The sequence below is a fragment of the Nitrospira japonica genome (genome assembly GCF_900169565.1).
In the GTDB taxonomy this organism is placed as follows: Bacteria; Nitrospirota; Nitrospiria; order Nitrospirales; family Nitrospiraceae; genus Nitrospira_C; species Nitrospira_C japonica_A.
Genome location: NZ_LT828648.1, coordinates 678,275 through 691,280, shown reverse-complemented (window position 1 = coordinate 691,280; position 13,006 = coordinate 678,275). Strand labels below are relative to the sequence as shown.

Genomic DNA, 13,006 nt, shown 5'->3' with positions numbered 1-13,006 from the left:
ACAGAATCGGCCTGTGCCTGGTACCCTCTTCGTCATGCCGACACGCCCTCCAGCACGCAACCCTCAGCGTCGGGCTGCCGATCGCTCCGACGCATCGCTTGCGTCGTTGCCGAAGTCCCCGGCGCTTGAAATATACGACACCACATTGCGTGACGGTGCGCAGGCCGAGGACGTCAGTTTTTCCGTTGACGACAAGATCCGCATCGCCCAGAAGCTGGATGACCTGGGAGTTCATTTTATCGAGGGCGGTTGGCCCGGGGCCAACCCTAAAGACATCGAATTCTTTCGCATCATCAAGACAATCCCGCTACAGCATGCCAGCGTGGTGGCGTTCGGTTCCACGCGTAAGGCCAGCAATCCGGTCGACAAAGACCCTACGATTCAGGCGCTGCTTTCCGCCGACACCCAGACCATCACGCTGTTCGGGAAAAGCTGGACGTTCCAGGTCACGGACGCTCTGGGCATCGCCCTCGGCAAGAACCTTGAGCTCATTAAGGATTCCATCGAGCATTTGAAGTCCAAAGGACGCCGGGTCTTCTATGACGCGGAGCATTTTTTCGACGGATATAAGGCCGATCCCGACTATGCCTTGAAAACGATTCGCGCGGCGGTGGCCGCCGGTGCAGAGCGCATCATTCTCTGCGATACGAACGGCGGGTCGATGCCGTGGGAGGTCGGCGAGATCTGTCGTGCCGTGCAAGCGGAATGCTCGATTCCTCTTGGAATCCATGCCCACAACGACTGTGAAATGGCGGTCGCCAATTCCCTCATGGCGATTGAAACGGGCGTCACCCAGGTGCAGGGAACAATCAACGGGATCGGAGAGCGATGCGGGAATGCCAACCTGACGTCCATCGTTCCGAATCTGCAGTTGAAGATGAAGCGGCCGGGATTGGGGGATCGACTCGGCCGTCTGAAGGACGTGTCAGGTTTCGTGACGGAAATCGCCAACCTCATGCCCAATAAGCATCAGCCGTACGTTGGGGACGCGGCGTTTGCGCATAAAGGCGGCGTCCATATCCACGCCGTGCTCAAGAATCCGGCGACGTACGAGCATATCGATCCTGCCATGGTCGGCAATCGGCAACGCATGCTCGTGTCCGATTATGCCGGTCGGAGCGGCATTCTGGAAAAGGTTGAGTCGTACGGACTGACGATTGCAAAGGATCACTCCAAGGTTGCAGAACTCGTGGAAACCCTGAAGGAACGGGAAAATCAGGGGTATCAGTTCGAAGGAGCGGAAGGTTCCTTCGAGTTGCTCATGCGGAAGGCTATGGGAAACCACACTCCGTCGTTTCAGTTGCTGGGCTTTCGCGTGGTGGTCGAGAGAAAGCAAGATGACGGAACCTCGAGCTCCGAGGCCATGGTTACGGTCAAGGTGGATGAGACCGTCGCACATGCCCAAGGAACGGGCGCCGGGCCGGTGAATGCGCTGGATCATGCCCTCCGGAAGTCATTGGAACGTTTTTATCCGGAGCTCCGTGAAGTCAAGCTGCTCGACTACAAGGTGAGAGTTCTTTCCGCCAATCGTGGCACGGAATCCAAGGTTCGTGTCCTCATCGAGTCGGGAGATCATAAAGACAAGTGGGGGACGGTCGGGGTCTCGGAGAACATCATGGAGGCAAGTTGGCAGGCCTTGGCTGACAGCATTGAGTATAAATTACTCGCCAGAGATCGATCTTCCGACCAGTCTTCCCCCTGAATTTGTCCTTGACAGCCTACATAACCTCACGTAACTTATGGCGAAACCTGCTTTTGTCTCGACAGATGACCGAGCAGCCTGAGGAGTTGCGTAGGGGGGAAGCATGAGGAAGGCAGACATTGCGAACGAAATTTACAAGCAGGTTGGAATTTCGAAGAATGAGGCAGCGGACATTGTCGAGCTCGTGCTGAACATGCTCAAGGCTGTGTTGCAGAAGGGGGAATCGGTCAAGATCGCTGGTTTTGGAAATTTTGTCGTCAGGAGCAAAGGCGCACGAAAAGGTCGAAATCCCCGAACCGGCGAAGAAATCGGGATTACGCCCCGTCGTGTTGTGACCTTCCGTCCCAGTCAGGTATTCAAGAAGTACGTCAATTCATAGCTCCTTTACTCACCGGCGCATCCTGGCACGAGGATCGGTCATGGGGAATGAGCCCCGGCTGGGAAGCAAAGTCTTCTACAAAATAGGGGAAGTCAGTCAGGTCACGAAGCTGCCCGCATATGTCCTGCGGTTTTGGGAGTCGCAGTTTCCCTTTCTGAATCCCAAAAAAAGCCGTGGAAATCAGCGGCTCTACGTGAGGCGCGATATTGAAACTGTTCTGGAAATCAAGCGGATGCTCTATGAAGAAGGCCACACGCTTGAGGGAGTGAAACGGTATTGGGCTAGACGAGGGCGGATTTCCCCCCAGCGGGTGAAGCCGAAAGAATTGGCGCAGAAGTTGCGTGGAAGTCTCCGAGCCATTTTGAAACTCCTGGAATCCAATTGAGAAAATCCACTCTCAAAGTATCCGGCTGTTGCAGTTGCAATCCGGGGTCCTCAAAGGAGAGAATGCAAAAACGTTGTTTTCTGTCGGGGCGTGGCGCAGCCCGGTAGCGTACTCGCTTGGGGTGCGAGTGGTCGGCCGTTCAAATCGGCTCGCCCCGACCAAATCACCAACGTTCAGTATGAAGTGCTGAGTATCGACGGTCCATGTATACCCGGAGGAGCCTGCGGCTCGCTCCGGACATCAGAACCTCTGTGCGACTGAGCTGCCGATGCGCAGCTTTTTTTGTGCCTGATGTCCATATGCGTATTTTGGTGACAAATGACGACGGGATGGCATCCGCGGGACTGACCGCGCTCGCCGAGGCATTGGGAAAGCTGGGCGACGTGTGGGTGGTTGCGCCGGATCGCGAGCGGACGGCGGTCGGCCATGCCGTCACCCTGCATAAGCCCCTGAGAATTCATCGACAAGCAAAGCGTGCGTTTGCCATCAATGGAACACCGGTCGATTGCGTCAATCTTGCGATCCAGAACATCCTTCCGGGGCTTCCGCAGCTTCTGGTTTCGGGAATCAACAAAGGTGTGAACCTTGGCGACGACGTGCTGTATTCGGGGACCGTGTCGGCCGCGGTCGAAGGAACGATTCTCGGAATACCATCGATCGCGGTTTCGCAAGAAGGGCGCGACACCTTCCGCTTCTCGGCGGGTGCCCATCACGCCATGCGCATCGCACGTCTGGTTCTTGAGCAGGGTCTGCCGGAGGAAACGCTCCTCAATGTCAACATACCGGACCGTCCGCTTGCACGGACCACCGGCGTGCGCGTGACATGCCTCAGTCGGCGACGATTCGATGATCCTATCATTGAGAAAGTCGACCCCCATGGTCGAACGTACTATTGGATCGCGGGCACCCGCGTATCGTGGAGCAGAAACAAGGATTCGGATCACGAGGCAATTGCGGAAGGGGCCGTATCGATGACCCCCATTCGCCTCGACAGCACGCACTATGACGCGATGGACCGCTTCCGAGCTTGGGAGTCTCTGCTTAAGCACAGTAATCGCCGGACACGGAGCCCTCGGATGAAAAGGAAAGCGTAACGCACATGGGAGGGATGATCGAAGCGATCATTACAGTGCTGGGTCGTTTCGTGATGAACACGATCAGTTCCTTCGGATACAGCGGAATTTTTCTGACGATGGCGATTGAGAGCGCCTGCATTCCATTGCCAAGTGAGATCATCATGCCGTTTTCCGGGTATCTCGTCACCACGGGACAATTCAGTTTGATGGGGGTCACCTTGGCCGGTGCCATCGGCAACGTCGCCGGGTCGATCGTCGCGTATTATGCCGGGGTATGGGGCGGACGCCCGTTTGTCGAGAGGTATGGTCCGTATATGCTGGTTTCCCGCAGAGACCTTGATCTTGCCGATCGCTGGTTTCAGAAATACGGTGATGCGGCCGTATTATTCAGCCGCATGCTGCCTGTCGTCAGAACCTTCATCTCGCTGCCGGCTGGGATCGCCGGGATGAATTTCCCCCGCTTCGTGCTGTTCACGTTCGTCGGCGCGTTGCCCTGGTGCTACCTCTTGGCCTATATCGGCGTCAAAATGGGAGAGCAGTGGGATCAGCTGCATGACTATTTCCATCAGCTTGATATCGTCATTGGAGTGCTGTTGGTGCTGGCCGGCGGATACTTTCTTTGGTCGCATTGGCCACGACGTGGATCCGACCACACTTCCTAGAGCATGCTAACGCTGTTCAATACCCTTACGGGCAAGCAGGAACCCTTCAAGCCTCTGGAGCCGAACAGGGTTCGAATGTATGTCTGCGGTGTGACTGTCTATGATTATTGCCACATCGGTCACGCGCGCAGCGCGCTCGTATTCGACGTGCTTCGGCGGTATCTGGAGCATGCAGGGTATGAGGTCGAGTTCGTCAAGAACTTCACCGATGTAGACGACAAGATCATCAACCGGGCTCGTGAGCGGGGAATCTCCTGCGAGGCCATCACATCGGAATTTATCGAGGCCTATTACCAGGACATGGGGAAGCTGGGGATTCTTCCCGCGACGAAAGAGCCGAGGGCCACGGCCCACATCGTGGACATCGTTGCGATGACGGAAAAGTTGGTCAAGAAGGACCTGGCCTACCAGGTCGGCGGAGATGTGTATTTCCAGGTGAACAAGTATCCTGCCTATGGGCTGCTCTCCAAGCGAAAGCTCGAAGACCTCCTGGCCGGTGCACGAGTGGAAGTGGACGAACGCAAGCGCCACCCCATGGATTTTGCATTATGGAAGAACAGTAAGCCGGGTGAACCCTCGTGGCCCAGTCCTTGGGGCATGGGTCGACCTGGTTGGCACATTGAATGTTCGGCCATGTCGATCAAGTACTTGGGGGAAACATTCGATATTCATGGCGGAGGCATGGATCTGATATTCCCGCATCATGAAAACGAAATCGCTCAATCCTGCGGCACGACAGGAAAAGAGTTTGCGCGTTACTGGATCCACAATGGGTTTGTGCAGCTCAATCGAGAGAAGATGTCCAAGTCATTGGGCAACTTCTTCACGATCAGAGAGGTTTTCGAAAAGTCACAATGGTCGCAGGATGTCACAGGTGAAGTCCTCAGATTCTTCCTTTTATCGACGCATTACCATGGACCACTCGATTTTTCCGACCAAGCCTTGCAGGAAGCAAAAAGAGCCTTGGAGGGCTTCTACGGATTGTTTAATCGACTGCATGAACAGGAAGGGAATGCAGCAGGTGATATAGGACTCGATCCTGCTATTCGTCGGACGATCGAAGGATTCCGAACGGCTATGGACAACGATTTGAATACCCCGGCTGCGATTGCTGAATTTCAGAAGCTTCGGGCCGATATAAATAAACTGCTGGGGACTGGCCTCTCCACAGACGGACGGCTGAAAGCGAGGCAGGCATTTCGTTCTTTGGGTACGGTGCTGGGACTGTTCCAGCTGGATCGCTGGGAATATAGCCTCAAAGCCGACGAGGGACAGTACCAGCTATCGGGTGAAGAAATCGAAATGAAGCTCGCAGAGCGACGTGCGGCTAAGGCACAGAAAGATTTCAAGCGTGCCGATCAAATCAGGAGCGAACTCAGTTCGCAGGGTATTATTATCGAGGACAAACCAGATGGTACCAGCCGATGGAAACGATGAACCCTCCGAGCTCCTCTACGGATTGCACGCGGTTCGAGAGGCTCTCAGGGCCGGTGTCAGGCCGATCCAGCGTCTTCTGGTTTTAAGGCAGGATCGCCAGTTTGGCGACGTGGTCCAACGGGCCAAGGAGAAGCGAATCCCGGTTCAACTTGGGCCGGCTGCCGCATTCGATCGTCTTGTCCCGGGCGGAAAGCATCAAGGGGTCATCGCGTTTGTCGCGGCGAAGGCTTACGTCGCTTTGGACGAGATCCTCGAATCAGCCCGCGCGCGCAACGAGCCTCCGTTCCTTCTCCTTCTTGACGGAGTCGAAGATCCCCACAATCTCGGTGCGGTGCTGCGCACGGCGGAGGCAGCCGGCGTTCACGGGATATGCATACCGGAGCGGCGGGCGGTGGGCCTGACGTCCGTCGTGGCGAAGGTCTCCGCCGGCGCGATTGATCATATGCCGGTCTCACGGGCTTCGAATCTCACCCGGTGCATTGAAGACTTGAAGAAAGCCGGAATCTGGGTATATGGGGTGGAACCCTCGGCGGAGAAGATTTACACAGAAACCGATTTGACGGGTCCGCTTGCGATCGTCGTGGGTGGCGAAGGAGAGGGCATCCGACCCGGAGTACGGAAGGAATGTGACGAATTGCTGAGAATCCCCATGATGGGGAAGGTCGAATCGTTGAATGTCTCTGCTGCGGTGTCGGTTGTGCTGTTCGAAGCCGTGCGGCAGCGAAACAGAAAGCGGATGGCTGTTCCTACCGAACCCTGATCATTCCGCCCTGGATCGAAGTTTTCAACAGCTGGGCTGTATTGGAAACTCGCAGCTTTTTCATCATATTGGCGCGATGCGCCTCGACGGTTTTGACGCTGATCTTGAGCCGTTGACCGATCTCCTTGTTTTTGAATCCAGCCCAGATCAACTCGAGGATCTCTTGCTCCCGGCTGGTCAAGGATTCCGGGCGTTTTTTCCGTGGGGGCGGAGTCAAGTCGATGAGGGGCGATCTGGGTTTGGCCTTGCTCGCTCGTGTCATGTTTGCCGTTCTCCTTTGAATGAAAGGGAATTCCGTTATAATTTCACTGCACGTGAAAACACCGGAGAACAAACCCTAGTGCCCAATGGGGAAATTATAGGAGGTCAGTTTGGTCCCTGTAAATCGAAGCTCTATGGCCCTAGTGCGACTACGTAACTCTGGCGCGAGATTCTAGGGGCGGCTCATGGATGTCTATCTGTATGTCGTAGTGGCTGTGCTGGGCTGTTTGGTTGGGAGTTTTTTGAATGTGTGTATTTTTCGACTCCCTCGTGGCGAGTCCATTGTTTGGCCTGGCTCGCATTGTCCGGCATGCGGAACTCCGATCCGATCCTATGACAATATTCCCGTATTGAGTTATCTCTACTTGGGAGGACGATGCCGAGCCTGTCACGGCGAGATTCCCCCGCGGTATCCCCTGGTGGAAGCGGCAAACGCGATTGGGTATGTGGGGATTCTCTGGTTTTTCGGTCCCGGATGGCCGGCCGTTCTCTATGGAATATTGTTCTCCGCCTTGCTGGTGGTAGTCGGTACCGACCTCTCACACCAGATTATTCCGGATGCCATTACATTGCCGGGGGTTGTGGTTGGGTTACTGGGAGCCGTTACCGTCTTGCCGGTAGGATGGGTAAACGCCCTTCTGGGAATTATTATCGGAGGGGGTATTCTTTGGGTTCTGGCATGGATCAGCCCTTATCTCTTTGGCAAGGAAGGCATGGGCGGGGGAGATATTAAGTTGTTGGCCATGATAGGAGCCTTTTTAGGGTGGAAGCCGGCTCTCTTAACCATCATGATTGGTTCTTTGACCGGATCCCTGATCGGTCTGTCTCTCATCAGCTTTCATCTGATCAAGCGGGATGAGTATATCCCGTTCGGACCGTTTCTTGCGTTTGGAGCACTCGTCGCGATGTTTTTTGCTCAACCCATTTTAGATTGGTACCAGGGTCTGCTCGGTCCTTCCTAAGCCTCTTCACTCGTCTGTATCTGAACTGAAGGTCCGTTGTATCCGATCAGATTACAGATGACGGCGTTTCTTTAATCCTCAAGAACGATCCGACGCGCGGGGAAGTGATAGCGCTTCCTGGCCTCTTCCTGTGGACAGAGCCGCGGGAATCTGCCTGTTTCAGGACGGCATGAGTCTTGGAGATTCCGACTTCTTATCGGAGTCGACACGATCATGCCGTCTGTACATGTCCTAAGACCGAATGCGCAAGAACGCGGAGCAAGCCTGACTGAAGTATTGATGGTCATGGTGATCCTCGCGCTCGTGGCGGCACTGGCGGGACCAAGCTACAAGGCGGCGATTGCAAGAGCACAAGCCAGGTCCGTGGCCGCTGAGATCGCATCAGGGCTTCGTCTGACCAGACAATTGGCAATGTCCAGGCGGGAGCGATTGCTTGTGCAGTTCGATCAAGCTCGCCGAGCTCTTACCTTCATGCGCGCGGATTCGGGAGATGTGCTTGATGAGTATCAGTATGCCGATAAGGGAGTCATGCTGGATGTGCCAAGCGCTGGACCGAACGTCCTGTTCTATCCGAGCGGGCGATCGGCTACCGCAACGACCATTGCCATAGTTGATCACATGGGAAGACGAATCACGTTGACGGTGAGCATTACCGGACGCGTGTCCCTCTCGTGACGAAGCGACCAAGTACGAACGATTGCGCCGGATCGAGCTTTACGGAGGTCTTGGTTGCTATGGCGATCCTGCCGTTGGTGCTGATGGGAGCCATCGGAGCTTTCCACGTGGCCGACAAAATCATTACGTTGGGGACGATGTCCAGTCGGGCTTTAGCGATGGCCCAAGCCCGAATCGAAGCAAAGCGCTCGGTACGATGGGAGCGGATTCTCATGGACGACCTCAATCATGACGGCATGTTCGAGAGTGTCATGCATGATGACGGACAGAACGGCGACCTGGTGGGCGGGGATGGAGTCTACTCAGCAACCGCAGAAAAGGAAGGCGTCTCCCTCATGTGGACGGTCACACCGAGTCGAACAGGACGCTTGTCGGGAGCGGGCTACGTTGTGATCGAAAGCCGAGCGATCTACGAGACGAACCAAGGGCATCGGGAAATCAAGCTGATCGCCATCAGAGCCAATCCTGTCTACGTGGGCGAATAGCTTCGGGAGGCCATGCATGTTGCCGGCGCGGCCACCTCTTCGCGTCCTGCACTCCAAGAAAGGAGAATGCGGGACAACGCTCATGGAATTGCTGATGGCGACGGCCGCCGGATTCATCATTTTGTCAGCAGCCTGGCAGACCTTGTCCTTCTTCCAGCGACAGTTTGCGCTGCAACAGGCCGCACTCTCGCGGCAGCAGGATCTGCGTCTTGGTCTTGAGGTGCTCGAACAGGAGATTCACCAAGCCGAGGCAGACTCCGTGTCAGTCATGGGACCGGATGAGATTGAGTTTGGGGCCAATGTCAATGGATTGGTCACCACGGTGACTGCTCCTGTGGCATCAGGCGCAACTTCACTGCGCGTCGATGATGGAAGGGGATGGGCAGAGCGGAAGACGATTGTCGTCAGCTGGAATGATCACAATGAAGTGATGACGCTCTCGCGAGATGGACAACGAACACTGCTGACACTCACGCAGCCAATCGCAATCTCGATTCCAACCGGTGCCTCCGTGTCGATCCGCAACCGTGTTCGCTATTACAGCAAGCAGGATGATCAAGGCAATAAGAGGCTGCTCCGGATGGTTGATGGGGGCGCCAGCGTGCTGTTCGCAGACGTTCAGGCGGCCAAGTTTTCATATTGGGACGAAGATGGACGGACGGTAAACCAACCCGGACGTCTCAAGCGAGTCGTCGTTGATGTGATTCTGCGGGGGATGGGGACTAGAGCTGTGCGAGGAATCAGTTTGAAATCATGACTTCAGCTGTCGCAGGCGGTGAGGTGATCAATGCGTTATCGAGTGTCAGTGCAATCTTTGGAATCCCGTGGCCATGTACTCTTGGCTACGCTCATGCTGATGTTGATTCTCTCCGTGCTTGGCATGACATCACTGTATCTGGCCGGTCAAGACAGACCTGGAATTGCCGCTATGAGGGAAGAAACGGTCGCGGAACAACTTGCCGACTCCGCAACGGATCTGATTATGACCTGGTTTCATGACTCGAGCACCACACCCGCTGCATTAAGGGAGGTATTGATACGACGTCAAGGGGATCCGATGACCGGTCCCTCTTTCTTTGACGCTGCGCTCCATTCTCAATTTGCGGGAACGGCCGACCATCCAGATGTCCTGCTCGATGCCGGGAACGCTGGAGACAATAACATACTAAACGGGCCGCCCAGCGGGTTTGTAGGTGCCTTACGTGACATTGGGCGTCTCACTCGATTCAAATTATACGGTCCGCTTCGACCCGGATTACTGGCCACAATGGAGGTAACAGCCTCGACTATTGGAGGACGGCCACTGGCAAGAACGGTTCAGGTTCAGCTTGGCGCCCTGTCGATTCCTCCGATACGGTCGGCGATACAGGTCAGCGGTGGACTCGGTACTGCTCAGGCGGACGGAGAGTCCCCAGTACGGGTTCATTGGGGTGATCAACGCATTGCAGGAAGCCTGGTTGTAAAAAGAATGGAAGACGTCGCTATGAAGACCAGCGATGCACCGGTAACCGAGCAACCCTATGACTCGCTCAAGCAGGCGATCGATCGTTGGACTGAATACTGGATCGGCGGTGACTTGACCGTGATGCTCCCGCCACCTGGTCAGAGCGTACATCCAGTTCCGTCACAGAACGTTCATCTTCAACAGTCTCCTTCTCCAGGTGTTCGATTGGACCATTGGGACTATGAGGCAATGAAGAAGACGGCTCTTCGCCATGGAGTCTACTATCGTCTCGATCGACAAGGATTACTTCATCATCAGGATGCATCGGAAGGGGAACAGGGTTTTTCCCCTTCCGACTTATTGACCTCACAGACAGTCGGAAATCATCGTGGGTTGGTATTCGTCGATACCATGGATGGCGAACCACCACGCGACGCGAATATGGGGACGCTGGTGTTGGATTCGGAATATCTTGAGTCCGTGCTGATCGTACAGGGTCATGTAGTCCTAAAACCGCAAGGCGGGGGTCGATCATTTCCAGTCTTGAGTCCCGGCCAGAATGGAACAAGAGTTCTGGGGACGAGAATACCTGTGAACCTGTCTGGAATCCATTTCCGTGGTCTTCTGTGGGTGGGTGGAACAGTTACTGTAGAGCAACCGACAAAACTTTTTGGTGCGGTGAAGGCTGGAGGAACTGTCATGAGTGTGAACCGAGGAGCGACGCTGGAGATCTGGTATGACGCTGACTTGGCACAGGGACTTTTTCGAGGTGTGCCTGTCGTGTACAAGGCGCCGGGGACCTGGCGGGTTTTGTAAATACAAGCGGGAGCAAATCACTGGCGATCCAATGAGGCATGGGACTCTAGGGCGATGAATGGAAGACGACAAAGATCACTCGGGGCATATCCCTCAACCGGTAACGAAAGTTGCGCCTCGAAATCGGTATTCGATTGAGCAGAATGTGCTGGACGCGTTGGCGCTTCGCGGGTGCATTGCCCCGATGGACGTCGAAGCGGCGATAGACCAGGCCAAGGGAGGCGAAGATCTGGAGGGGATTCTCCTCGATCAGTATCGCGTGTCAAAGGAAGCCGTGGGAATCGCGCTCAGCGAATTTTATCAGTGTCCCTACCTGCCTTATGATGAGCGGACGATCATCGATACCGAGTTATTCAAGACGCTGAATATAGACTACCTGAGGAGAAATCTGTGGCTGCCAATTGCACGACATGGCACGCTCGTCGACGTTCTCACCACGGATCCTAATGATCCCGAAAGACATTGGGATGTTAAAAGAGCATTCTCAGGCGCCTCGATTCGCTACAGTGTCGGCCTGAGGCGGGATGTTGAACAGTTCCTAGCTGCAGTTGCGAGACCTGCAAAGAACACGCTACTCGGAGAGATTCTTAGTGAGCTGGTCCAAGACATCCCGGTCGTCCAGCCGTTTGAGCCTCCTGCCGTCATAGTTGACGAAAATGATTCGGCGATAGTACGGCTGGCCAATCATATGATCCTAGAAGCGGATCGGTTGGGCGCGTCTGATCTTCACATCGAGCCCTATGCAGATCGAAAAGATACGGCCGTTCGCTACCGAGTTGATGGATCGTGTTTTACACACATGAAAATTCCGGCTGCGTACCGGCGCGCTATCGTATCGAGACTGAAGATCATGGCGAATCTGGATATTGCTGAACGGCGGAAGCCGCAGGACGGAAAAATTGCGTTCAAGTTGTCGACGAGCCGTAATATCGAACTGCGGGTTGCGACCCTTCCGACGGCAGGAGGAGATGAGGACGTCGTACTCCGTTTGCTGACCGCGAAAGAGCCGATATCACTGAATGCGATGGAGTTTTCAAGCGCAACACTTGAAGCGATCAAAGGCCTCTCTGAAAAACCTCATGGCCTTCTCCTGTGCGTGGGGCCTACGGGATCAGGAAAAACGACCACGCTACATGCCTTGTTGAGGCATATTAACACCGATGAGCGAAAAATCTGGACAGCAGAGGATCCGATCGAAATTACGCAAGATGGGCTTAGGCAGGTCCAAGTACATCAGAAGATCGGCCTCACGTTTTCGACAGCCATGCGCGCATTTCTGCGAGCCGACCCGGACGTCATCATGATAGGAGAAATGCGTGACAAAGAGACCGCCGATATTGCAATTGAGGCTTCGTTAACCGGTCACCTGGTGTTCAGCACGCTCCATACGAATAGTGCTGTGGAAACCGTTGTCAGGCTTCTTGATCTCGGTTGCGATTCGTTCAATTTTGCGGATTCCATTCTGGGCATTCTCGCGCAACGACTCTGCAAAAAGATTTGCCCTGACTGCAGGGAAGCGTATCGTCCATCTCGTCATGAATGGGATGAGTTGGTGCAGGGCTACGGAGGTCGCTTGCTGCCTGAGTTTGAAGTCGATGATCTGAGCCGCGCACTCCTTCATCGTGGTCATGGTTGTCAAACCTGCAATCGAACGGGGTTCAAAGGGCGAGTGGCGATCCATGAGTTTCTTGTAATATCTGATCAATTAAAGAAGCGCATTCAGTCCAAGGCTCCTGCGAGTGAGATGATCGGTGTGGCAATGCGGGAAGGAATGGAAACCTTGCTTCAAAATGGCATCGTGAAGGTCCTTCAGGGCTTAACAGTCTATGCTCAGGTGCGGGCCGTCGCGATGAAATAGATTCACAGGTACTCTATCTTGTATGGCCGGTCCACCTTGATAATGCGAGGCATTGTACGGCTCCAATAAGAGGGCTATGACAATGCGCTCATGTTGCCGTGAAG

14 protein-coding genes and 1 tRNA gene are annotated in these 13,006 nt (G+C 54.9%); 14 read left to right on the top strand and 1 reads right to left on the bottom strand.

Annotation, left to right across the window (positions count from 1 at the left end; translation table 11 throughout):
* Positions 1-13: 13 nt before the first annotated feature.
* The 8 genes from cimA (at position 14) to rlmB (ending at position 6,401) form a co-directional block, all read left to right on the top strand.
* Positions 14-1,702 (top strand): citramalate synthase, encoded by a 1,689-nt coding sequence (gene cimA, locus NSJP_RS03400; RefSeq protein ID WP_231989480.1) that lies wholly within the window; start codon positions 14-16, stop codon positions 1,700-1,702.
* Positions 1,703-1,805: 103 nt separating this feature from the next.
* Positions 1,806-2,081 carry an integration host factor subunit alpha gene (locus NSJP_RS03395; RefSeq protein ID WP_080885526.1) on the top strand — a complete coding sequence of 92 codons (276 nt, stop codon included), beginning with the start codon at positions 1,806-1,808 and terminating at the stop codon, positions 2,079-2,081.
* A 40-nt stretch (positions 2,082-2,121) separates the two neighbouring features.
* Positions 2,122-2,466, top strand: a complete 345-nt coding sequence (locus NSJP_RS03390) for a MerR family transcriptional regulator (RefSeq protein WP_080885525.1) — start codon at positions 2,122-2,124, stop codon at positions 2,464-2,466.
* A gap of 84 nt (positions 2,467-2,550) precedes the next feature.
* A tRNA-Pro gene (locus NSJP_RS03385) sits at positions 2,551-2,627 on the top strand.
* A gap of 138 nt (positions 2,628-2,765) precedes the next feature.
* Complete coding sequence (gene surE / locus NSJP_RS03380; protein WP_080885524.1) at positions 2,766-3,560, top strand: 5'/3'-nucleotidase SurE; 795 nt, start codon at positions 2,766-2,768, stop codon at positions 3,558-3,560.
* A 14-nt stretch (positions 3,561-3,574) separates the two neighbouring features.
* Positions 3,575-4,204 (top strand): DedA family protein, encoded by a 630-nt coding sequence (locus NSJP_RS03375; RefSeq protein ID WP_080888497.1) that lies wholly within the window; start codon positions 3,575-3,577, stop codon positions 4,202-4,204.
* Positions 4,205-4,207: 3 nt separating this feature from the next.
* Entirely contained in the window at positions 4,208-5,641 is a 1,434-nt protein-coding gene (gene cysS / locus NSJP_RS03370; protein ID WP_080885523.1) for a cysteine--tRNA ligase, read from the top strand.
* On the top strand, positions 5,616-6,401 hold the full coding sequence (gene rlmB, locus NSJP_RS03365; RefSeq protein WP_080885522.1) for a 23S rRNA (guanosine(2251)-2'-O)-methyltransferase RlmB: 786 nt from the start codon (positions 5,616-5,618) through the stop codon (positions 6,399-6,401). Before cysS ends, rlmB begins: the two co-directional genes overlap by 26 nt.
* On the opposite strand, the gene NSJP_RS03360 is transcribed toward rlmB, so the two are convergent.
* Positions 6,388-6,663 (bottom strand): LuxR C-terminal-related transcriptional regulator, encoded by a 276-nt coding sequence (locus tag NSJP_RS03360; protein ID WP_080885521.1) that lies wholly within the window; start codon positions 6,661-6,663, stop codon positions 6,388-6,390. The genes rlmB and NSJP_RS03360 overlap by 14 nt on opposite strands.
* Positions 6,664-6,847: 184 nt before the next feature.
* On the opposite strand from NSJP_RS03360, the gene NSJP_RS03355 reads away from it, so the two are divergent.
* From NSJP_RS03355 to NSJP_RS03330, 6 genes are all read left to right on the top strand, one after another.
* On the top strand, positions 6,848-7,624 hold the full coding sequence (locus NSJP_RS03355; RefSeq protein ID WP_080885520.1) for a prepilin peptidase: 777 nt from the start codon (positions 6,848-6,850) through the stop codon (positions 7,622-7,624).
* A gap of 213 nt (positions 7,625-7,837) precedes the next feature.
* Positions 7,838-8,299: a GspH/FimT family pseudopilin gene (locus tag NSJP_RS03350; RefSeq protein WP_155969841.1), complete on the top strand. Its 462-nt coding sequence runs from the start codon at positions 7,838-7,840 to the stop codon at positions 8,297-8,299.
* Complete coding sequence (locus NSJP_RS03345; protein WP_155969839.1) at positions 8,296-8,784, top strand: type IV pilus modification PilV family protein; 489 nt, start codon at positions 8,296-8,298, stop codon at positions 8,782-8,784. The genes NSJP_RS03350 and NSJP_RS03345 overlap by 4 nt, the downstream gene beginning before the upstream one ends.
* Positions 8,785-8,800: 16 nt before the next feature.
* On the top strand, positions 8,801-9,541 hold the full coding sequence (locus tag NSJP_RS03340) for a PilW family protein (RefSeq protein WP_155969837.1): 741 nt from the start codon (positions 8,801-8,803) through the stop codon (positions 9,539-9,541).
* A gap of 93 nt (positions 9,542-9,634) precedes the next feature.
* Entirely contained in the window at positions 9,635-11,044 is a 1,410-nt protein-coding gene (locus NSJP_RS03335; protein WP_155969835.1) for a hypothetical protein, read from the top strand.
* Between the two features lie 58 nt (positions 11,045-11,102).
* Complete coding sequence (locus NSJP_RS03330; RefSeq protein WP_231989478.1) at positions 11,103-12,902, top strand: GspE/PulE family protein; 1,800 nt, start codon at positions 11,103-11,105, stop codon at positions 12,900-12,902.
* Positions 12,903-13,006: the final 104 nt, after the last annotated feature.